Consider the following 20,330-nt stretch of genomic DNA (forward strand, 5'->3'; position numbering starts at 1 on the left):
CCGGAAGCGGGAAGTCCTCCAGCAGGACCGGCACCCGGCACGACGGACAGACATACAGAGCACCACCCCAGCGCAGGTAGGAGATCCAGGCCACCCATGCCCACGATCAACCAGCTGGTCCGCAAGGGCCGCGAGGACAAGGTCGAGAAGACCAAGACTCCGGCGCTGAAGGGTTCGCCCCAGCGTCGCGGAGTCTGCACGCGCGTCTACACGACGACGCCGAAGAAGCCGAACTCGGCGCTGCGCAAGGTCGCCCGCGTCCGGCTGACCAGTGGCATCGAGGTGACGGCCTACATCCCGGGCGTCGGCCACAACCTGCAGGAGCACTCGATGGTGCTCGTGCGCGGCGGCCGTGTGAAGGACCTCCCCGGCGTGCGCTACAAGATCATCCGCGGCTCGCTGGACACCCAGGGTGTCCGCAACCGCAAGCAGGCCCGTAGCCGTTACGGCGCGAAGAAGGAGAAGAGCTGATGCCGCGCAAGGGCCCCGCCCCGAAGCGTCCGCTGGTCGCCGACCCGGTCTACCAGTCGCCGCTGGTCACCCAGCTGGTGAACAAGGTCCTGGTCGACGGCAAGCGCTCCGTCGCCGAGTCGATCGTCTACGGCGCCCTCGAGGGCTGCCGCGCCAAGAGCGACACCGACCCGGTCGTGACGCTCAAGCGCGCGCTGGACAACGTCAAGCCGGCCCTCGAGGTCCGCAGCCGCCGTGTCGGTGGCGCGACCTACCAGGTCCCGGTCGAGGTCCGCCCCTCGCGGAGCACCACGCTCGGCCTGCGCTGGCTGATCCAGTACAGCCGCGCGCGCCGGGAGAAGACGATGACCGAGCGCCTGATGAACGAGCTGCTCGACGCGAGCAACGGTCTCGGTGCCGCCGTGAAGCGGCGCGAGGACACGCACAAGATGGCCGAGTCGAACAAGGCCTTCGCGCACTACCGCTGGTAACGCACCAGCGCCCGCCGTCGGCGGGCTCCCGGGAGACCCCCGGCAACCCGCACACGGAACCGCAGCAAAGAGGAGTAGGACATGGCCTCCACGGCCCAGCTCGCCAAGACCCGCAACATCGGGATCATGGCGCACATCGACGCCGGCAAGACCACGACGACCGAGCGCATCCTCTTCTACACCGGCATCACGTACAAGATCGGTGAGGTCCACGACGGCGCGGCCACGATGGACTGGATGGAGCAGGAGCAGGAGCGCGGCATCACCATCACGTCGGCCGCGACGAAGTGCACCTGGAACGGCTACGACATCAACATCATCGACACCCCGGGGCACGTCGACTTCACCGTCGAGGTGGAGCGGTCCCTGCGCGTGCTCGACGGTGCCGTCGCCGTCTACGACGGTGTCGCCGGCGTGGAGCCCCAGACCGAGCAGGTCTGGCGGCAGGCGGAGAAGTACGGCGTCCCGCGCATGTGCTTCGTCAACAAGCTCGACCGCACCGGTGCCGACTTCTTCCGCTGCGTCGACATGATGGTCGAGCGCCTCGGTGCCAACCCGCTCGTGCTGCAGCTGCCCATCGGTGCCGAGGCCGACTTCATCGGCGTCGTGGACCTGGTCCAGATGCGCGCGCTCACCTGGCGCGGCGAGACCCAGATGGGTGAGGACTACTCGGTCGAGGAGATCCCCGCCGAGCTCGCCGACCAGGCCGCCGAGTACCGCGAGAAGCTCCTCGAGGGCATCGCCGACTTCGACGACGAGCTGATGGAGGCCTACCTCGGCGGCGAGGAGATCTCCGTCGAGCGCCTCAAGGCCGCCATCCGCAAGGCCACCATCGCCGCTCAGGTGAACCCCGTGCTGACCGGCACCGCGTTCAAGAACAAGGGCATCCAGCCCCTGCTCGACGCCGTCACCGACTACCTGCCCAGCCCGCTGGACATCGAGGCGATCGTCGGCACCGCCCTGGACGGCGAGACCGAGGTGCTGCGGCACGCGGACGAGGCGGAGCCGTTCTCCGCGCTGGCGTTCAAGATCCAGACCGACCAGCACCTCGGCAAGCTGACCTACGTCCGCGTGTACTCGGGCAAGCTGGACGCCGGGTCCCCGGTGCTCAACAGCACCAAGGACCGCAAGGAGCGGGTCGGCAAGATCTACCAGATGCACGCCAACAAGCGCGAGGAGCGCCAGGGCGTGGGCGCCGGCGAGATCGTCGCCGTCGTGGGTCTGAAGCAGACGACCACCGGCGACACCCTCACCGACCCGCAGAAGCCGGTCATCCTCGAGTCGATGACCTTCCCGGCGCCGGTCATCTCCGTGGCCATCGAGCCCAAGACGAAGAGCGACCAGGAGAAGCTGGGCACGGCGATCCAGAAGCTCGCCGAGGAGGACCCGACCTTCCAGGTCAAGCTGGACGAGGAGACCGGCCAGACGGTCATCTCCGGCATGGGCGAGCTCCACCTGGAGATCCTCGTCGACCGCATGCGGCGCGAGTTCAAGGTCGAGGCCAACGTCGGCAAGCCCCAGGTCGCCTACCGCGAGACGATCCGCAAGGCGGCGGAGAAGGTCGACTACACCCACAAGAAGCAGACGGGTGGCTCCGGCCAGTTCGCCAAGGTGCAGGTCACGATCGAGCCCCTGGAGGTCACGGCCGACGGCCCGACCTACGAGTTCGTCAACGCCGTCACCGGTGGCCGCATCCCGCGCGAGTACATCCCCTCGGTGGACCAGGGCATGCAGGACGCCATGCAGTACGGCATCCTCGCCGGCTACCCGATGGTGGGCGTGAAGGCGACTCTCATCGACGGTCAGTACCACGAGGTCGACTCCTCGGAGATGGCCTTCAAGATCGCCGGCTCGATGGTCTTCAAGGAGGCCGCACGCAAGGCCAGCCCGGCCCTGCTCGAGCCGATGATGGCCGTCGAGGTCGTCACCCCCGAGGACTACATGGGTGACGTCATCGGCGACCTGAACTCCCGGCGCGGCACCATCCAGGCGATGGAGGAGCGCTCCGGCGCCCGCGTCGTCCGGGCCCTGGTCCCGCTCTCGGAGATGTTCGGCTACGTGGGCGACCTGCGCAGCCGCACCCAGGGACGGGCGAGCTACACCATGGTGTTCGACTCGTACGCCGAGGTCCCGGCCAACGTCGCCAAGGAGATCATCGCCAAGGCGACTGGCGAGTAACGAGTGACCGGTCGGGGGCCCAGCCCTCGGCCGGCGGGCACCGCCCGCACCCCGAGCACGCGCACGACCGCGAAAGACACGGAGAGAGGAACCCAGTGGCCAAGGCCAAGTTCGAGCGGACCAAGCCGCACGTCAACATCGGCACCATCGGGCACATCGACCACGGCAAGACGACGCTGACCGCGGCGATCACCAAGGTGCTGCACGACAAGTACCCGGACCTCAACGAGGCGTCCGCCTTCGACCAGATCGACAAGGCGCCCGAGGAGAAGGCCCGCGGCATCACGATCTCGATCGCGCACGTGGAGTACCAGACGGAGAACCGTCACTACGCGCACGTCGACTGCCCCGGTCACGCCGACTACATCAAGAACATGATCACCGGTGCCGCCCAGATGGACGGCGCGATCCTGGTGGTCGCCGCGACCGACGGCCCGATGCCGCAGACCAAGGAGCACGTCCTCCTGGCCCGCCAGGTCGGCGTCCCCTACATCGTCGTGGCGCTGAACAAGGCCGACATGGTCGACGACGAGGAGATCCTCGAACTCGTCGAGCTGGAGGTCCGCGAGCTGCTGTCCGAGTACGAGTTCCCGGGCGACGACGTCCCCGTGGTCCGCGTCTCGGCGCTCAAGGCCCTCGAGGGCGACGCCGAGTGGGGCGACAAGCTCATGGAGCTGATGAACGCCGTCGACACCGCGATCCCGGAGCCGGAGCGCGAGATCGACAAGCCGTTCCTCATGCCCGTCGAGGACGTCTTCACCATCACCGGTCGTGGCACCGTCGTCACCGGCCGCGTCGAGCGTGGCATCGTCAAGGTCTCCGAGGAGATCGAGATCGTCGGCATCCGCGAGGGTTCGACGAAGACGACCGTCACCGGCGTCGAGATGTTCCGCAAGCTGCTCGACCAGGGCCAGGCCGGTGACAACGTCGGTCTGCTCCTCCGCGGCATCAAGCGCGAGGACGTGGAGCGTGGCCAGGTCGTCGTGAAGCCCGGCTCGATCACCCCGCACACCAACTTCGAGGGTTCGGTCTACATCCTCTCGAAGGACGAGGGTGGCCGTCACACGCCGTTCTTCAACAACTACCGTCCCCAGTTCTACTTCCGGACGACGGACGTGACCGGCGTGGTCACGCTGCCCGCGGGCACCGAGATGGTCATGCCCGGCGACAACACCGAGATGACGGTGGAGCTCATCCAGCCCATCGCCATGGAGGAGGGCCTGCGGTTCGCCATCCGTGAGGGTGGCCGCACCGTCGGCGCCGGCCGCGTCACCAAGATCATCAAGTAGTACCCCCGGGGCTGGCGGCCGCGAGCCGGCCGCCGCCCCGCCAGGGCGGGGTCCCCCTCACCGGGCCCACGGGTCAGCAGACCCACTCGAACGTTCACAACCGATCGGCAGGAGCAGAAGACAGCGATGGCGGGACAGAAGATCCGCATCCGGCTGAAGGCCTACGACCACGAGGCGATCGACGCCTCGGCGCGGCGCATCGTGGAGACGGTCACCAAGACCGGAGCGCGTGTGGTCGGCCCGGTGCCTCTGCCGACGGAGAAGAACGTGTACGCGGTGATCCGTTCGCCGCACAAGTACAAGGACTCGTTCGAGCACTTCGAGATGCGCACGCACAAGCGGCTCATCGACATCCTCGACCCGACGCCGAAGACGGTCGACGCGCTCATGCGCATCGACCTGCCGGCCTCGGTCGACGTCAACATCCAGTAAGGGCAGTCAGCAGACATGGCGAGCACATTTCGCGGTCTCCTCGGCGAGAAGCTGGGGATGACCCAGGTCTTCGACGAGAACAACCGCCTCGTGCCGGTGACCGTCGTCAAGGCGGGCCCGTGTGTGGTGACCCAGGTGCGCACCCCCGAGGTCGACGGCTACTCCGCCGTCCAGCTCGGGTTCGGTGAGATCGACCCGCGCAAGGTGAACAAGCCCGAGGGTGGGCATTTCACCAAGGCGGGCGTTCCGCCGCGGCGGCACCTGGTGGAGCTGCGCACCGAGGACGCCGGCGACTACTCGGTCGGCCAGGAGCTGACCGCCGACGTCTTCGACGGCGTGGCCAAGGTCGACGTCATCGGCACCAGCAAGGGCAAGGGCACCGCCGGTGTCATGAAGCGCCACGGGTTCAAGGGCCTCGGCGCGGCACACGGCACCCAGCGCAAGCACCGGTCGCCCGGTTCCATCGGTGGCGCCTCCACCCCGGGTCGCGTGTTCAAGGGCCTGAAGATGGCCGGCCGCATGGGTGCGGTGAAGACGACCACGCTCTCGCTGGTCGTGCACAAGGTCGACACCGAGCGCGGGCTGCTGCTGATCAAGGGCGCGGTTCCCGGTCCGAAGGGTGGCCTGCTCCTCGTCCGCTCCGCGGTCAAGGGTGGCCCCGTGGGGAGTGACAAGAAGTGACCAGCACGGCAACCGAGACGGAGCAGACGCGCACCGACCGCCAGGTCGACGTCCGCACCCCGGCGGGGGAGATCTCCGGCAGCGTGACGCTTCCCGGCGCGCTCTTCGACGCCAGCGCGAACGTCTCCCTGATGCACCAGGTCGTGGTGGCCCAGCTGGCCGCGGCCCGCCAGGGCACACACGCCACGAAGACCCGCGGCAAGGTCAGCGGTGGTGGCGCCAAGCCGTACCGGCAGAAGGGCACCGGCCGCGCCCGTCAGGGCTCGACCCGCGCGCCGCAGTTCACCGGTGGTGGCACGGTCCACGGCCCCCAGCCCCGCGACTACGCGCAGAAGACGCCCAAGAAGATGAAGGCCGCCGCCCTGCGCGGCGCCCTCTCCGACCGCGCCCGCGAGGGCCGGGTGCACGTCGTCTCCGCCTTCGTCGAGGGCGACGCGCCGAAGACCAAGGCCGCCCTGGCGACGCTGAACGCGGTCACGCAGGCCAAGCGGGTGCTGGTCGTCCTGGACCGGGACGACGTCCTGAACTGGGTCAGCCTGCGCAACGCGCCGCAGGTGCACCTCATCGAGGCCGGGCAGCTGAACACCTACGACGTGCTGGTCTCCGACGAGGTGGTCTTCACCGAGACCGCGCTCGCGGAGTTCGTCGAGGGCCGCACGGGCTCCGGTGCCACCAAGCCGGACCTCGCGACCCGCGAGACCCCCGGTGGCGTGCCGTCGATCGCGCCCGCCGAGGGCGAGGGCACCGTCGAGACCGCTGCCGAGGCGCCGCCAAGAAGGCGGCGGCGAAGAAGGCTCCGGCCAAGAAGGCCGCGGCGGGCACCGAGGAGGCGGCCGCCGAGAAGGCGCCGGCCAAGAACGCGCCGGCGAAGAAGGCGGCGCCGGCGTCCGCCGACGAGGCCGCCAAGGCCCCGGTCGAGCAGGCCGTCGCCGCCAACGCCGGCCCTGACGCGACCGCACCCAGCGAGGACGGCACCACCGACACCACCGAGGAGAAGGCATGAGCGTCCGCGACCCCGGGACGTCCTGCTCGCCCCGGTCATCTCGGAGAAGAGCTACGGGCTGCTCGACGAGAACCAGTACACGTTCGTCGTGCTGCCCGAGGCCAACAAGACGCAGATCAAGATCGCGGTCGAGCAGATCTTCAACGTGAAGGTCCTCGGCGTGAACACGATCAACCGTCAGGGCAAGCGCAAGCGCAGCAGGGGCACGAAGCTGGGCAAGCGCAAGGACACCAAGCGCGCCATCGTGTCGCTCGCCCCCGGTGACCGCATCGAGATCTTCGGCGGCCCGGGCGCCTGAGCCCGTCCACCGGACCAGAGACACAAGACGAAGGACTGAGTCAGCAATGGCTATCCGCAAGTACAAGCCGACGACGCCGGGCCGCCGCGGCTCCAGCGTCGCCGACTTCGCCGAGGTCACCCGTGACCACCCGGAGAAGTCGCTGGTCCGGCCGCTGCACGGCCGCGGTGGGCGCAACGTCCACGGCAAGGTCACCGCGCGTCACCAGGGTGGCGGGCACAAGCGTGCCTACCGCCTGATCGACTTCCGCCGGGCGGACAAGGACGGCGTGCCGGCCAAGGTCGCGCACATCGAGTACGACCCGAACCGCACCTCGCGGATCGCACTGCTGCACTACGCCGACGGCGAGAAGCGCTACATCATCGCGCCGGCCCGGCTCAAGCAGGGCGACACCGTCGAGTGCGGCCCCGCGGCCGACATCAAGCCCGGCAACAACCTGCCGCTGCGGAACATCCCCGTCGGCACCGTCGTTCATGCCATCGAGCTCCGTCCCGGTGGCGGCGCGAAGATCGCCCGTTCCGCGGGGACCAGCGTCCAGCTGGTCGCCCGTGAGGGTCGTTTCGCGCAGCTGCGCATGCCGTCGGGCGAGATCCGCAACGTCGACGTCCGCTGCCGGGCGACCGTCGGCGAGGTGGGCAACGCCGAGCAGTCCAACATCAACTGGGGCAAGGCCGGCCGCATGCGGTGGAAGGGCAAGCGCCCGACCGTCCGCGGGGTCGCCATGAACCCCGTCGACCACCCGCACGGTGGTGGTGAGGGCAAGACCTCCGGTGGTCGCCACCCGGTGAACCCGAAGGGCAAGCCGGAGGGCCGGACGCGCAAGCGGAAGGCCAGTGACGCCCTGATCGTGCGCCGCCGGCGCACCAACAAGAAGCGCTGAGCCCGGGTTCCCCGGCGGTTATGGAGAGTCCGTTATGCCACGCAGCCTGAAGAAGGGCCCGTTCGTCGACGACCACCTGCTCGCCAAGGTGGACGCGCAGAACGCCAAGGGCACCAAGAACGTGATCCGCACCTGGTCGCGTCGTTCCACGATCATCCCGGACATGCTCGGCCACACCCTGGCCGTGCACGACGGCCGCAAGCACGTCCCGGTCTTCGTGACCGAGGCGATGGTCGGGCACAAGCTCGGCGAGTTCGCGCCCACGCGCACCTTCCGTGGGCACGTCAAGGACGACCGCCGGTCCCGTCGGGGCTGAGAGCGCGGCTGACCAGGTAGAGAGAGATTTCGATGACTTCCCAGTTGGGACAGGAGGCGCCGGTCGCCCGGGCTACGGCCCGGTTCGTCCGCGTGACCCCCATGAAGGCCCGCCGGGTGGTGGACCTGATCCGCTACCTGCCGACCGACGAGGCCCTGGCCCTGCTCCGCTTCGCGCCGCAGAGCGCCAGCGAGCCGGTCGCCAAGGTCGTCGCCAGCGCGGTGGCCAACGCCGAGCACAACCTGCAGCTGGACCCGGCCGCCCTGGTGGTCAGCGCCGCATACGTCGACGAGGGCCCCACGCTCAAGCGGATCCGTCCGCGGGCGCAGGGCCGGGCGTTCCGCATCAACAAGCGGACCAGCCACATCACGGTCGAGGTGAGCGAGGTGGCCACCAGCGACGTCCTCGCGCAGAAGTCGCGCAAGGCCCGCCGGGACACCGGCCAGTCCGGACCGGCCACCCAGCAGACCGGTCGTCAGAGCAACACGAGGGGAGGGACCCGCTAGTGGGTCAGAAGGTCAACCCGCACGGGTTCCGTCTCGGGATCACCACCGACTACAAGTCCCGGTGGTACGCGGACAAGCTGTACAAGGACTACGTCAAGGAAGACGTCGCGATCCGCAAGCTCATGTCCAAGGGCATGGAGCGGGCCGGCATCTCCAAGGTGGAGATCGAGCGCACCCGTGACCGGGTCCGCGTCGACATCCACACCGCCCGCCCGGGCATCGTCATCGGCCGCCGCGGCGCCGAGGCCGACCGCATCCGCGGCGAGCTCGAGAAGCTCACCGGCAAGCAGGTGCAGCTGAACATCCTCGAGGTCAAGAACCCGGAGTCGGACGCGCAGCTGGTCGCCCAGGGCGTCGCCGAGCAGCTCTCCTCCCGCGTGAGCTTCCGCCGTGCCATGCGCAAGGCCATGCAGTCCGCCCAGCGCAGCCCGCAGGTCAAGGGCATCCGGGTGCAGTGCTCCGGCCGCCTGGGCGGCACGGAGATGAGCCGGTCGGAGTTCTACCGCGAGGGCCGGGTCCCGCTGCACACGCTGCGCGCGAACATCGACTACGGCATCTACGAGGCCCGCACCACCTTCGGCCGCATCGGCGTGAAGGTGTGGATCTACAAGGGTGACGTCAGCGGCTCGCGTGCCGAGCGCGCGGCCCTGGAGGCCCTGGCCGAGCGGCAGCAGCGCCGCGAGCGCTCGCAGCGCCCGCAGCGTCGCTCGGGTTCGTCGGGCACCACCGCCGGCGGCACCGAGGCCGGCCGCGCCGCAGTGGAGTCCTCGACCGGACCTGCCGCGGACACCGCCGAGAGCACCGTCGCCGTCACCTCCGGCGACGTGGCTCCCGAGACGACCGTCGCCGAGGTCGCCGGTCCGGAGGCCACCTCCACTCTGGAGAACGTGGCCGCCGAGACCGCCGCCACCGAGGCGACCGAGAACACCAGCACCGAAGAGCAGGGGAGCTGACACCATGCTCATCCCACGGCGCGTGAAGCACCGCAAGCAGCACCACCCCGACCGTGGCGGTCGCGCCAAGGGCGGGACGGCGATCAACTTCGGCGAGTACGCCATCCAGGCCCTCGAGCCGGCGTACGTCACCAACCGGCAGATCGAGTCCGCTCGTATCGCCATGACCCGCCACATCAAGCGTGGCGGCAAGGTGTGGATCTCGATCTACCCCGACCGCCCGCTCACCAAGAAGCCCGCCGAGACCCGCATGGGTTCCGGCAAGGGCTCGCCCGAGTGGTGGGTCGCCAACGTGAAGCCGGGACGGATCATGTTCGAGCTGTCCGGTGTCGCCGAGCCCGTGGCCCGCGAGGCCATGCGCCGCGCGATCCACAAGCTCCCCATGAAGTGCCGCTTCATCACGCGTGAAGGAGAAGTGTGATGGCCGCCGGTCTGACCGCTCCCCAGCTGCGCGAGCTCTCTGCCGACGAGCTCGCCTCGCGGCTGCGCGAGGCGAAGGAAGAACTGTTCAACCTGCGTTTCCAGGTGGCCACCGGCCAGCTGGACAACAACCGGCGACTGCAGACCGTCCGCCGCGACATCGCCCGGATCTACACGATCATGCGCGAGCGCGAGCTGGGTCTCTCGGTCGCCCCGAGTGAGGGTGTGGCATGAGCGAGACCCAGGAAGCGACGGGTCCCGGCCTGGCCGGCCGCGGGTACCGAAAGGTCCGCGAGGGCCTCGTCGTCAGCGACAAGATGGAGAAGACCATCGTCGTCGAGGTCGAGGACCGCGTGAAGCACGGTCTGTACGGCAAGGTCATCCGCCGTACGAGCAAGCTGAAGGCCCATGACGAGCAGAACGTCGCCGGGATCGGCGACCGCGTGCAGATCATGGAGACCCGGCCGACGTCGGCCACGAAGCGGTGGCGGCTCGTCCAGGTCGTCGAGAAGGCCAAGTAAGGAGGCGGCCCTCCGGGGCCGCGGCACGCGGTACGTCAGGGGCAGGTACCCTGGACGACTGGCGCGCACCGCACTCTCACCACGGGGTGTGCGCCGCATCCCGGTTCCCGTGCTTCGGACGCACCGGCGGCCCCGCCGCCGGTGCGTCCGCACGCGGGGAATCGGACAGCCGGTTCACCGATCCGGCCCGGCTGTCACCACAAGTATTTGGGAGTTGGACGTGATCCAGCAGGAGTCGCGACTGCGTGTCGCCGACAACACCGGTGCGAAGGAGATCCTCTGCATCCGGGTGCTCGGCGGCTCGGGGCGACGCTACGCGGGCATCGGTGACGTGATCGTCGCCACCGTGAAGGATGCGCTGCCCGGCGCCGGTGTGAAGCGCGGTGACGTGGTCAAGGCCGTCGTCGTGCGCACCGTGAAGGAGCGCCGTCGTCCCGACGGTTCCTACATCCGCTTCGACGAGAACGCCGCGGTGATCATCCGCGACAGCGGCGACCCGCGCGGGACGCGCATCTTCGGCCCCGTCGGCCGGGAGCTCCGCGACAAGCGCTTCATGCGGATCATCTCGCTGGCACCGGAGGTGCTCTGACCATGAGCGACAAGAAGAAGACCCCCTCCATGAAGGTCAAGAAGGGCGACACCGTCCTCGTTCTGTCCGGCAAGGACAAGGGCGCGAAGGGTCGCGTCATCGCCGCCTACCCGAAGCTCCAGCGCGTGCTGGTCGAGGGCGTCGGCCGGGTCAAGAAGCACACCCGCATCAGCTCCACGCAGCGCGGTGCCCAGCAGGGCGGGATCGTCACGCAGGAGGCTCCCATCCACGTGAGCAACGTGATGGTGATCGACTCCGAGGACAAGCCGACCCGGGTCGGCTACCGCAAGGACGAAGAAGGCCGCAGCATCCGGGTCTCGCGGCGCACCGGTAAGGACCTCTGATCCCCATGAGCGCACCGACCACCGAGCGCGAGCTGCCCCGCATGCTCGCCTACTACCGCGAGACCATCGCGCCGGCGCTGCAGTCGGAGTTCAACTACGACAACGTCATGCAGATCCCGCGGCTGACGAAGATCGTCGTCAACATGGGCGTCGGCGAGGCCACTCGCGACGCCAAGCTGATGGACGGCGCCGTCCGCGACCTGACCGCGATCACCGGTCAGAAGCCGGCCGTCGTCCGGGCCCGCAAGTCCATCGCGCAGTTCAAGCTGCGCGAGGGCATGCCGATCGGCGCGAAGGTCACCCTCCGCGGCGACCGGATGTGGGAGTTCCTGGACCGGCTCCTGTCGCTGGCCCTGCCGCGTATCCGTGACTTCCGCGGCCTGAACGCCAAGCAGTTCGACGGCCACGGCAACTACACGTTCGGCCTCACGGAGCAGTCGATGTTCCGCGAGATCGACGTCGACAAGATCGACCGGCAGCGCGGCATGGACATCACGCTGGTCACCACCGCGACGAACGACGACGAGGGTCGCGAGCTGCTCCGCCAGCTCGGTTTCCCCTTCGCGGGCCAGCCCGTCGTCACCACCATCCGCTGAGCCGGTAGGAGACACCACCATGGCCAAGAAGGCTCTGATCGAGAAGGCGAACCGCAAGCCGAAGTTCGCGGTCCGCGGCTACACCCGCTGCCAGCGGTGCGGTCGCCCGCACTCGGTGTTCCGCAAGTTCGGCCTCTGCCGGATCTGCCTGCGGGAGATGGCCCACGCCGGGGAGCTCCCGGGCGTGCGCAAGTCCAGCTGGTGAAGGACCCGGCTGCCCCCCACGACACGCTCCGCGCGCCGCGGGTCCCTGCAGCCGGGCCGTTCCAGTAACTCAACAACCGAGCACCACCGATCGCCGAGAGGCCCACGCGCCAAGTCACCGTGACCCAGCGCATGAGGAACCGCGGCGAGAGAGGCACCACTCGTCATGACGATGACCGACCCCATCGCGGACATGCTCACGCGTCTGCGGAACGCCAACCAGGCGTACCACGACTCCGCGGTCATGCCGTCCTCGAAGCTCAAGACGCACATCGCCGAGATCCTCCAGCAGGAGGGCTACATCGCCGGCTGGGCCGTCAAGGACGTCGAGCAGGACGGCAGCACCTTCAAGCAGCTGCAGATCGACCTGAAGTACGGCCCCAACCGCGAGCGGAGCATCGCCGGCGTCCGCCGGGTGTCGAAGCCCGGTCTGCGGGTCTACGCGAAGTCGAACTCCCTGCCCAAGGTCCTCGGTGGCCTCGGCGTGGCGATCATCTCGACGTCGACCGGGCTGCTGACCGACAAGCAGGCGAACAAGAAGGGCGTGGGTGGGGAAGTCCTCGCCTACGTCTGGTAAGGGAGCGAGCGAAGATGTCACGAATCGGACGACTCCCGATCCCCGTTCCCAGCGGTGTGGACGTCGCCATCGACGGCCAGACGGTCAGCGTCAAGGGCCCGAAGGGCTCGCTCCGCCACACGGTCGCGACCCCCATCACGGTGGAGCGCGACGAGGACGGCACGCTGCGCGTGATCCGTCCCAACGACGAGCGGCAGAACCGGGCCCTGCACGGCCTCTCGCGCACGCTCATCGCCAACATGATCACCGGCGTCACCGAGGGCTACACGAAGACCCTCGAGATCGTCGGTGTGGGTTACCGCGTGCAGGCCCGCGGCTCGGACCTCGAGTTCGCGCTGGGCTTCAGCCACCCGGTGCCGGTGAAGGCCCCCGAGGGCATCACCTTCGCCGTGGAGTCCCCGACCCGTCTGCGGGTCACGGGTATCGACAAGCAGCAGGTCGGCGAGGTCGCCGCCAAGATCCGCAAGATCCGCAAGCCCGACCCGTACAAGGGCAAGGGCGTGCGGTACCAGGGCGAGGTCGTCAAGCGCAAGGTCGGGAAGACGGGTAAGTGATGGCAACCGCAGAGAAGACCGCTCGGGTCCACAAGTCCGTCGGCACCGACATCAGCACCGCGCGCCGCGTCTCGCGGCTGCGCCGCCACAACCGGCTGCGCAAGCGCGTCTCCGGCACGCCGGAGCGTCCGCGCCTCGTGGTCAACCGCAGCTCGCGGCACATCCACGTGCAGCTGGTCGACGACACCGCGGGCCGCACGATCGCCAGCGCGTCGACGATGGACGCCAGCCTGCGTGGCGCCGAGGGCGACAAGTCCGCCCTGGCCCGCCAGGTCGGCGCTCTGATCGCCGACCGGGCGAAGGCCGCCGGCGTGACCGCCGTCGTGCTCGACCGCGGCGGCAACCGCTACGCCGGGCGGATCGCCGCCCTGGCCGACGGGGCCCGCGAGGCCGGGCTGGACTTCTGATGACCGTGTCCACGAACAGCACGAGAAGCATGATCGAGAGGGACGTCTGATGCCAGGACCACAGCGACGCGGCGGCGGCGCCGGCGGCGGGAACGACCGCCGCGACCGTCGTGACGGCGGGCGGGGCCCCGGTGGCGCTCCCGCCGAGAAGAGCAACTACCTCGAGCGGGTCGTCGCGATCAACCGTGTCTCGAAGGTCGTGAAGGGTGGCCGTCGCTTCAGCTTCACCGCCCTCGTGATCGTCGGTGACGGCGACGGCAAGGTCGGCGTCGGCTACGGCAAGGCCAAGGAGGTGCCCGCGGCGATCGCCAAGGGCGTCGAGGAGGCCAAGAAGCACTTCTACAACGTGCCCCGCATCGCCAGCACCATCCCGCACCCGGTGCAGGGTGAGGCGGCGGCCGGTGTCGTGCTGCTCAAGCCGGCCAGCCCCGGTACCGGTGTCATCGCCGGTGGTCCGGTGCGTGCCGTGCTCGAGTGCGCCGGGATCCACGACGTGCTCTCCAAGAGCCTCGGGTCGTCGAACCCGATCAACATCGTGCACGCCACGATGCAGGCGCTGAAGGAGCTGGTCCGCCCCGAGGAGATCGCGGCCCGCCGCGGTCTCCCGCTGGAGGACGTCGCCCCGGCCGCCATGCTCCGTGCGCGCGCGGGTCAGGGAGTCTGAGATGGCACAGCTCAAGATCACCCAGGTCCGGTCGGGGATCGGCCGCAAGCGGAACCAGCGCGACACGCTGCGTTCGCTGGGGCTCAAGCGCATCCACGACTCGGTCGTGCAGGAGGACCGTCCCGAGATCCGCGGGATGGTCGCGACGGTGCCGCACCTGGTCACCGTCGAAGAGATCTGAGGGATGACTCACCATGACTCTTAAAGTCCACCACCTGCGTCCCGCTCCGGGCGCCCACACCGCCAAGACGCGCGTCGGCCGCGGTGAGGGGTCCAAGGGAAAGACCGCCGGTCGCGGCACCAAGGGCACCGGCGCCCGCGGCAACACCCACGCCCGGTTCGAGGGCGGTCAGACGCCGCTGCACATGCGGCTGCCCAAGCTGTCCGGCTTCAAGAGCCCGAACAAGGTCGTCTTCCAGGTCGTCAACCTCGACCGGATCGCGGCGCTGTTCCCGCAGGGCGGGGCCGTCGACCCCGACACGCTGGCCGAGGCCGGCGCCGTCCGCCGCGGCCAGCCGGTGAAGGTGCTCGGCACCGGCGACCTCGGCGGGGTCAAGGTCGACGTCCGGGCCCACGCCTTCTCCGCCTCCGCAGCCGAGAAGATCGGCGCGGCCGGCGGTAGCACCACCCGTATCTGAAGCACCGACGACCCCCGGGACGCCTCGCATCTCGAGGTGCCGCGTCCCGGGGGTCGTCGGCTGCGTTGCTAATCTCGACCCACCGAACCACGGGAGGGCACGTGCTGCAGGCGTTCGCCGCGGCTTTCCGGACGCCAGACCTCCGGCGCAAGCTGCTGTTCTCCCTGGGGATCATCGCCGTCTACCGGTTGGGTGCCGCCGTGCCCGGTCCCGGGGTGTCGGTCGAGGCGATCAACAGCTGCCTCGAGGCAGCCCAGGCCTCCGACCAGCGGGACATCTACTCGCTGGTGAACCTGTTCTCCGGCGGTGCGCTGCTGCGCCTGTCGGTGTTCGCGCTCGGGATCATGCCCTACATCACGGCGAGCATCATCGTGCAGCTGCTGGTGGTCGTGATCCCGCGCTTCGAGCAGCTGAAGAAGGAAGGGCAGTCGGGGCAGGCGAAGCTGACCCAGTACACCCGCTACCTGACGATCGCGCTCGCGGTCCTGCAGAGCACCGGCATCATCGCCCTGGCCCGCAGCGGTCAGCTCTTCCCGAACTGCAGCGAGCCGATCATCCCGGACAACTCGGTCTGGTCGACCGTCGTCCTGGTCATCGCCCTCACCGCCGGCACCGCGCTCATCATGTGGCTGGGCGAGCTGCTGACCGAGAAGGGCATCGGCAACGGCATGTCCGTGCTGATCTTCACCTCGATCGCGGCGCGCATCCCCGCCGAGGGGGGTTCTATCCTGCAGACCCGCGGGGCCCTGGTCTTCGCCGTCGTCTGCGCCTTCGCGCTGATGATCATCGGCGCGGTGGTGTACGTCGAGCAGGCCCAGCGGCGCATCCCCGTGCAGTACGCCAAGCGCATGGTCGGTCGCCGGATGTACGGCGGCACCTCCACCTATCTCCCGCTCAAGGTGAACCAGGCCGGCGTCATCCCGGTCATCTTCGCGTCCTCGCTGCTCTACCTGCCCCAGCTGATCGTGCAGCTCCAGGGCAACGAGACCGGGGGCGTCCGGCAGTTCTTCGAGCGCCACATCATCGACCAGAGCAGCCCGGTCCACATCGCCGTCTTCTTCGGCCTGATCGTCTTCTTCACGTACTTCTACGTGTCGATCACGTTCAACCCGGAGGAGCGGGCCGATGACATGAAGCGCTACGGCGGCTTCATCCCCGGCATCCGGCCGGGGCGCCCGACCGCCGAGTACCTGCAGTACGTGCTGTCCAGGATCACCCTCCCCGGTTCGATCTACCTCGGCGTGGTGGCCGTCCTGCCCAACTTCTTCCTGGCGATCACGCAGGAGGGGCAGAACCAGAACTTCCCGTTCGGTGGCGTCGCAGTGTTGATCATGGTCGGAGTGGGGTTGGAGACGGTGAAGCAGATCGAGACGCAGCTCAACCAGCGCAACTACGAAGGGTTCCTGAAGTAGTGCGCGTCGTCCTGCTGGGCCCTCCCGGCGCGGGCAAGGGCACCCAGGCGCAGATCATCGCCGGGCGGCTGGCCGTCCCTGCGATCTCGACGGGCGACATCTTCCGCGCCAACGTCAGCGGCCAGACGGAGCTGGGTCGGAAGGCCAAGACCTACATGGACGCCGGTGACCTCGTCCCCGACGAGATCACCGTGGCCATGGTCAAGGACCGGCTGGCCGAGCCGGACGCCAAGGCCGGGTTCCTGCTCGACGGCTTCCCGCGCACCATCGCCCAGGCCGAGCAGCTGCGGGCGTCGCTGGCCGATCTCGGCCACGCCCTGGACCGCGTCCTCGAGCTCGTCGTCGACGAGGAGGAGCTGGTGCGCCGGCTCTCCGGTCGCCGGATGCTGGTCGACGGCCAGATGGTCCAGCGCGAGGACGACAAGCCCGAGACCGTCCGCCACCGGCTCGAGGTGTACCGGGAACAGACCGCCCCGCTGTCCGGGTTCTACGCCTCCGAGGGGCTCCTGGCCTGCATCGACGCCATCGGTGAGGTCGAGGAGGTCACTGCCCGCGCGCTGCGGGCGCTGGGCGCCGACGAGACCGCGCAGCCCGGCGAGGGCTGAGGACCGAGGAACGGGCCACGGCAGTGAGGCGGGGCGGGACGTGACCGGCATCCTGGGCCGCCTCCCGCTGCTCGCGAAGTGGAGTGGACGCATGATCCAGATCAAGACGCCGCAGGAGATCGAACTCATGCGCGGCGCGGGCCTCGTCGTGGCCGGGGCGATCGCCGCCGTCCGGGCGGCCGTGCGGCCCGGCGTGACGACCGGTGAGCTCGACGCCATCGCCGAGGACCACATCCGCAGCGCCGGAGCGGTGCCGTCGTTCCTGGGTTACCACGGCTTCACGGGCAGCATCTGCGCATCGATCAACAACGAGATCGTCCACGGCATCCCGCGTCCCGACCGGAAGCTGGCCGAGGGCGACAACATCTCCATCGACTGCGGCGCGATCCTGCGGGGCTGGCACGGGGACTCCGCGGTCACGGTGACGGTGGGGGAGCCCTCCGCCGAGGACGCCGCCCTGATCGATGTCACGGAGCGCTCGATGTGGGCGGGCCTGGCCAAGGCGCTCGCCGGCGGCCGGCTGACCGACATCAGCGCCGCCGTGGAGCAGACCGTCACCGCCGAGCGCCACCCGTACGGCATCGTCGACCACTACGGCGGTCACGGCATCGGCACGGAGATGCACCAGGACCCGCACGTCCTGAACTACGGCCGCCCCGGCCGCGGGCCCAAACTCGTGCCTGGCCTGGCCCTGGCGATCGAGCCGATGGTGACCGTCGGCGATCCGGCCACCGTCGAGCTCGAGGACGGCTGGACCGTGGTCACCAAGGACGGCTCCCGCGCAGCCCACTTCGAGCACACCGTGGCCATCACGCCCGACGGTCCCTGGGTGCTCACCGCCGAGGACGGCGGCGTCGCCGGGCTCGCGCCGTTCGGGATCACGCCGCGCACCTGAGGGCCCCGTGCAGGGTCCCGTTGCGAGCGTGCGAGTGACGGGGAGCACGGGGTCCTTCTGGGAACCCCGTTTGGAGTGGCGACGCGCCGCGCGGTACAGTGGTCGATGGCGTTCGCGCCGTCCTGTCGTCGTGCTGTGGCCGCATGACCCGGGGCGCCCTCGCGAGAGCGTCGTGCACCACCTGTTCTGCAACCACCGAGCGCCTCCGTCCGGGTATCCCCGTGGGCGCGTGAGGTCCAGTACCACCGAGTCAGGGAGCGCGTTCAAGGCATGGCGAAGAAGGACGGGGCCATCGAGGTCGAGGGTCGCGTCGTCGAGCCGCTGCCCAATGCGATGTTCCGGGTCGAGCTGCAGAACGGGCACCGGGTGCTCGCCCACATCAGCGGCAAGATGCGCCAGCACTACATCCGCATCCTGCCCGAGGACCGCGTGGTCGTGGAGCTCTCGCCCTACGACCTGACGCGCGGTCGCATCGTCTACCGCTACAAGTAACCGCTCGGTCTGCGCCCGCCACGACAGGCGGAGGGCGACCGGCACACGATCTGAGGAATGAGGGGCGGCACCGGTGAAGGTCCAGCCGTCGGTGAAGAAGATCTGCGACAAGTGCAAGGTGATCCGCCGGCACGGCCGGGTCATGGTCATCTGCGACAACGCCCGGCACAAGCAGCGCCAGGGCTGAGGGAGTACTCCGAACATGGCACGACTGGCCGGCGTCGACCTGCCCCGCGAGAAGCGGATGGAGATCGCGCTCACCTACATCTATGGCATCGGCAAGGCCCACGCCAAGGAGACCCTGGCGGCGACGGGCGTGAGCCCCGACCTGCGGGTCAAGGACCTCGGCGACGAGGACCTGCTGAAGCTGCGCGACTACATCGACGAGCACTTCCGCGTCGAGGGTGATCTGCGCCGCGAGGTGGCCTCCGACATCCGCCGCAAGGTGGAGATCGGCTGCTACCAGGGGCTGCGGCACCGCCGCGGGCTGCCCGTCCACGGTCAGCGCACCCGCACCAACGCGCGCTCGAGCAAGGGCCCGCGCAAGACCATCGCCGGCAAGAAGAAGGCCGGCAAGAAGTAAACGGTCGGGGGCTCCGCCCCCGACTGCCCCCCGGTGTCGGTCGCCTCGTGTGCGTCGCCGCCGGTTCCAGGCCACGAACGAAGAGGGAACCGACAGACTCATGCCTCCCAGGGCTCGCGCCGCGGCCGGCGCCAAGAAGGTCCGCCGCAAGGAGAAGAAGAACGTCGCTCACGGTGCTGCGCACATCAAGAGCACGTTCAACAACACGATCGTCTCGATCACCGACCCGAACGGGAACGTGATCAGCTGGGCGTCGGCCGGCCACGTCGGCTTCAAGGGCTCCCGCAAGTCCACGCCGTTCGCCGCGCAGATGGCCGCCGAGAACGCGGCCCGCAAGGCGCAGGAGCACGGCATGCGCAAGGTCGACGTCTTCGTGAAGGGCCCGGGCTCGGGCCGCGAGACCGCGATCCGCTCCCTGCAGGCAACCGGCCTCGAGGTGGGCCAGATCCAGGACGTCACCCCGCAGCCGCACAACGGCTGCCGCCCCAAGAAGCGCCGCCGGGTCTGACCGGCCACAGACGAGACGAACGAGGTAGATAGACGTGGCCCGTTACACCGGAGCCGACTGCCGCATGTGCCGGCGCGAGAAGATGAAGCTGTTCCTCAAGGGCAGCAAGTGCGAGTCCCCGAAGTGCCCGATCGAGATCCGGCCGTACCCGCCGGGCGAGCACGGTCGCGGCCGCACCAAGGACAGCGAGTACCTGCTCCAGCTGCGCGAGAAGCAGAAGGCACGCCGCATCTACGGCGTCCTGGAGAAGCAGTTCCGCGGGTACTACGAGGAGGCCAACCGCAAGACCGGCAAGACCGGTGAGGTCCTCCTCCAGATCCTGGAGTCCCGCCTCGACAACGTGGTCTACCGGGCCGGCCTGGCCGAGTCCCGCGACATGGCCCGCCAGCTGGTGCGCCACGGTCACATCAAGGTCAACGGGCGCAAGGTCGACATCCCGTCCTACCGCGTGAGCGAGAACGACATCATCGAGGTCGCCGAGAAGTCGCGCACGATGCTGCCGTTCGAGATCGCCCAGGCGCGCGCCGGCGAGCGGCCGGTGCCGCCGTGGCTCGAGGTCATCAGCAGCCAGCTGCGCGTGCTGGTCCACAGCATCCCGGCCCGCCAGGTGATCGACACCCCGGTCCAGGAGCAGCTGATCGTGGAGCTCTACTCGAAGTAGCAGTGCTCAGGAGCCGAAACCGCGGTTTCGGCTCCTGAGACCGGTTCCGGCGGGCGGACGGATGTCCGCCGGAGCCCGCACCACCCCCTCACGGCGTCATATGGCGGTCGCCGGAGGACTGTGAAGGAGAAACACCGTGCTCATCGCACAGCGCCCCACCCTGACCGAGGAGACGATCACCGA

Annotated in this window: 32 protein-coding genes; all 32 read left to right on the forward strand. The window is 69.2% G+C overall.

The genetic code is table 11. The features are described from left to right. The first annotated feature begins 96 nt into the window (after window positions 1–96). The 32 genes from rpsL (at window position 97) to rpsD (ending at window position 20,147) form a co-directional block, all read left to right on the forward strand. Complete coding sequence (gene rpsL, locus MVA48_RS19070) at window positions 97–471, forward strand: 30S ribosomal protein S12 (protein WP_012950487.1); 375 nt, start codon at window positions 97–99, stop codon at window positions 469–471. Next, the gene (rpsG, locus tag MVA48_RS19075) at window positions 471–941 is read left to right on the forward strand and encodes a 30S ribosomal protein S7 (protein ID WP_246982515.1); all 471 of its coding nucleotides are present in this window, start codon (window positions 471–473) and stop codon (window positions 939–941) included. Before rpsL ends, rpsG begins: the two co-directional genes overlap by 1 nt. An 81-nt stretch (window positions 942–1,022) precedes the next feature. Then, window positions 1,023–3,119, forward strand: coding sequence for an elongation factor G (gene fusA / locus MVA48_RS19080; protein WP_246982517.1), 2,097 nt, complete (start codon window positions 1,023–1,025; stop codon window positions 3,117–3,119). A 95-nt stretch (window positions 3,120–3,214) separates the two neighbouring features. Then, on the forward strand, window positions 3,215–4,408 hold the full coding sequence (gene tuf, locus MVA48_RS19085; RefSeq protein WP_246982518.1) for an elongation factor Tu: 1,194 nt from the start codon (window positions 3,215–3,217) through the stop codon (window positions 4,406–4,408). Window positions 4,409–4,534: 126 nt separating this feature from the next. After that, window positions 4,535–4,840 (forward strand): 30S ribosomal protein S10, encoded by a 306-nt coding sequence (gene rpsJ, locus MVA48_RS19090; RefSeq protein WP_014377994.1) that lies wholly within the window; start codon window positions 4,535–4,537, stop codon window positions 4,838–4,840. A 15-nt stretch (window positions 4,841–4,855) separates the two neighbouring features. Continuing rightward, entirely contained in the window at window positions 4,856–5,521 is a 666-nt protein-coding gene (rplC, locus tag MVA48_RS19095; protein WP_246982519.1) for a 50S ribosomal protein L3, read from the forward strand. Next, the gene (rplD, locus tag MVA48_RS24540; RefSeq protein ID WP_441300193.1) at window positions 5,518–6,822 is read left to right on the forward strand and encodes a 50S ribosomal protein L4; all 1,305 of its coding nucleotides are present in this window, start codon (window positions 5,518–5,520) and stop codon (window positions 6,820–6,822) included. The genes rplC and rplD overlap by 4 nt, the downstream gene beginning before the upstream one ends. Before the next feature lie 46 nt (window positions 6,823–6,868). After that, window positions 6,869–7,702, forward strand: a complete 834-nt coding sequence (gene rplB, locus MVA48_RS19110; protein WP_246982520.1) for a 50S ribosomal protein L2 — start codon at window positions 6,869–6,871, stop codon at window positions 7,700–7,702. Between the two features lie 34 nt (window positions 7,703–7,736). Next, a complete protein-coding gene (gene rpsS, locus MVA48_RS19115) occupies window positions 7,737–8,018 on the forward strand; it encodes a 30S ribosomal protein S19 (protein WP_236825796.1) in 282 nt (93 codons plus the stop codon). A 32-nt stretch (window positions 8,019–8,050) separates the two neighbouring features. Next, window positions 8,051–8,524, forward strand: a complete 474-nt coding sequence (gene rplV, locus MVA48_RS19120) for a 50S ribosomal protein L22 (protein WP_441300194.1) — start codon at window positions 8,051–8,053, stop codon at window positions 8,522–8,524. Further along, window positions 8,524–9,477, forward strand: coding sequence for a 30S ribosomal protein S3 (gene rpsC / locus MVA48_RS19125; protein ID WP_256461091.1), 954 nt, complete (start codon window positions 8,524–8,526; stop codon window positions 9,475–9,477). The genes rplV and rpsC overlap by 1 nt, the downstream gene beginning before the upstream one ends. Before the next feature lie 4 nt (window positions 9,478–9,481). Beyond that, window positions 9,482–9,898: a 50S ribosomal protein L16 gene (gene rplP, locus MVA48_RS19130; protein ID WP_089336467.1), complete on the forward strand. Its 417-nt coding sequence runs from the start codon at window positions 9,482–9,484 to the stop codon at window positions 9,896–9,898. After that, window positions 9,898–10,131, forward strand: a complete 234-nt coding sequence (gene rpmC / locus MVA48_RS19135; RefSeq protein ID WP_246982521.1) for a 50S ribosomal protein L29 — start codon at window positions 9,898–9,900, stop codon at window positions 10,129–10,131. Before rplP ends, rpmC begins: the two co-directional genes overlap by 1 nt. After that, complete coding sequence (rpsQ, locus tag MVA48_RS19140) at window positions 10,128–10,418, forward strand: 30S ribosomal protein S17 (protein ID WP_246982522.1); 291 nt, start codon at window positions 10,128–10,130, stop codon at window positions 10,416–10,418. The genes rpmC and rpsQ overlap by 4 nt, the downstream gene beginning before the upstream one ends. A gap of 220 nt (window positions 10,419–10,638) precedes the next feature. Beyond that, on the forward strand, window positions 10,639–11,007 hold the full coding sequence (rplN, locus tag MVA48_RS19145) for a 50S ribosomal protein L14 (protein ID WP_012950472.1): 369 nt from the start codon (window positions 10,639–10,641) through the stop codon (window positions 11,005–11,007). Between the two features lie 2 nt (window positions 11,008–11,009). After that, window positions 11,010–11,351, forward strand: a complete 342-nt coding sequence (gene rplX, locus MVA48_RS19150; RefSeq protein WP_441300195.1) for a 50S ribosomal protein L24 — start codon at window positions 11,010–11,012, stop codon at window positions 11,349–11,351. Window positions 11,352–11,356: 5 nt separating this feature from the next. Next, window positions 11,357–11,947: a 50S ribosomal protein L5 gene (gene rplE / locus MVA48_RS19155; RefSeq protein ID WP_441300196.1), complete on the forward strand. Its 591-nt coding sequence runs from the start codon at window positions 11,357–11,359 to the stop codon at window positions 11,945–11,947. 19 nt (window positions 11,948–11,966) lie between these two features. Then, window positions 11,967–12,152, forward strand: coding sequence for a type Z 30S ribosomal protein S14 (locus MVA48_RS19160; protein ID WP_026857026.1), 186 nt, complete (start codon window positions 11,967–11,969; stop codon window positions 12,150–12,152). A 171-nt stretch (window positions 12,153–12,323) separates the two neighbouring features. After that, window positions 12,324–12,728, forward strand: coding sequence for a 30S ribosomal protein S8 (gene rpsH / locus MVA48_RS19165; RefSeq protein ID WP_441300197.1), 405 nt, complete (start codon window positions 12,324–12,326; stop codon window positions 12,726–12,728). Window positions 12,729–12,742: 14 nt separating this feature from the next. Continuing rightward, the gene (rplF, locus tag MVA48_RS19170) at window positions 12,743–13,282 is read left to right on the forward strand and encodes a 50S ribosomal protein L6 (RefSeq protein ID WP_246982527.1); all 540 of its coding nucleotides are present in this window, start codon (window positions 12,743–12,745) and stop codon (window positions 13,280–13,282) included. Then, on the forward strand, window positions 13,282–13,689 hold the full coding sequence (rplR, locus tag MVA48_RS19175) for a 50S ribosomal protein L18 (protein WP_246982528.1): 408 nt from the start codon (window positions 13,282–13,284) through the stop codon (window positions 13,687–13,689). Before rplF ends, rplR begins: the two co-directional genes overlap by 1 nt. Window positions 13,690–13,738: 49 nt before the next feature. Continuing rightward, window positions 13,739–14,353: a 30S ribosomal protein S5 gene (gene rpsE / locus MVA48_RS19180; protein WP_246982538.1), complete on the forward strand. Its 615-nt coding sequence runs from the start codon at window positions 13,739–13,741 to the stop codon at window positions 14,351–14,353. A 1-nt stretch (window position 14,354) separates the two neighbouring features. Beyond that, a complete protein-coding gene (gene rpmD / locus MVA48_RS19185; RefSeq protein WP_246982539.1) occupies window positions 14,355–14,534 on the forward strand; it encodes a 50S ribosomal protein L30 in 180 nt (59 codons plus the stop codon). Between the two features lie 13 nt (window positions 14,535–14,547). Beyond that, entirely contained in the window at window positions 14,548–14,991 is a 444-nt protein-coding gene (rplO, locus tag MVA48_RS19190) for a 50S ribosomal protein L15 (protein WP_246982540.1), read from the forward strand. A 101-nt stretch (window positions 14,992–15,092) separates the two neighbouring features. Further along, the gene (gene secY / locus MVA48_RS19195) at window positions 15,093–16,403 is read left to right on the forward strand and encodes a preprotein translocase subunit SecY (protein ID WP_246982541.1); all 1,311 of its coding nucleotides are present in this window, start codon (window positions 15,093–15,095) and stop codon (window positions 16,401–16,403) included. Next, a complete protein-coding gene (locus tag MVA48_RS19200; RefSeq protein ID WP_246982542.1) occupies window positions 16,403–17,008 on the forward strand; it encodes an adenylate kinase in 606 nt (201 codons plus the stop codon). Before secY ends, MVA48_RS19200 begins: the two co-directional genes overlap by 1 nt. A gap of 91 nt (window positions 17,009–17,099) precedes the next feature. After that, window positions 17,100–17,903 carry a type I methionyl aminopeptidase gene (map, locus tag MVA48_RS19205; RefSeq protein ID WP_246982543.1) on the forward strand — a complete coding sequence of 268 codons (804 nt, stop codon included), beginning with the start codon at window positions 17,100–17,102 and terminating at the stop codon, window positions 17,901–17,903. 270 nt (window positions 17,904–18,173) lie between these two features. Next, entirely contained in the window at window positions 18,174–18,395 is a 222-nt protein-coding gene (gene infA, locus MVA48_RS19210) for a translation initiation factor IF-1 (protein ID WP_012950459.1), read from the forward strand. A 73-nt stretch (window positions 18,396–18,468) separates the two neighbouring features. After that, complete coding sequence (rpmJ, locus tag MVA48_RS19215; protein ID WP_012950458.1) at window positions 18,469–18,582, forward strand: 50S ribosomal protein L36; 114 nt, start codon at window positions 18,469–18,471, stop codon at window positions 18,580–18,582. Window positions 18,583–18,597: 15 nt separating this feature from the next. Further along, window positions 18,598–18,978 (forward strand): 30S ribosomal protein S13, encoded by a 381-nt coding sequence (rpsM, locus tag MVA48_RS19220; protein WP_246982545.1) that lies wholly within the window; start codon window positions 18,598–18,600, stop codon window positions 18,976–18,978. Window positions 18,979–19,078: 100 nt separating this feature from the next. Next, window positions 19,079–19,486 carry a 30S ribosomal protein S11 gene (gene rpsK, locus MVA48_RS19225; protein ID WP_014377968.1) on the forward strand — a complete coding sequence of 136 codons (408 nt, stop codon included), beginning with the start codon at window positions 19,079–19,081 and terminating at the stop codon, window positions 19,484–19,486. Between the two features lie 34 nt (window positions 19,487–19,520). Further along, window positions 19,521–20,147, forward strand: a complete 627-nt coding sequence (gene rpsD / locus MVA48_RS19230; RefSeq protein ID WP_246982552.1) for a 30S ribosomal protein S4 — start codon at window positions 19,521–19,523, stop codon at window positions 20,145–20,147. Window positions 20,148–20,330: the final 183 nt, after the last annotated feature.

It is taken from the genome of Blastococcus sp. PRF04-17, assembly GCF_023016265.1.
Taxonomy (GTDB): Bacteria; Actinomycetota; Actinomycetes; order Mycobacteriales; family Geodermatophilaceae; genus Blastococcus_B.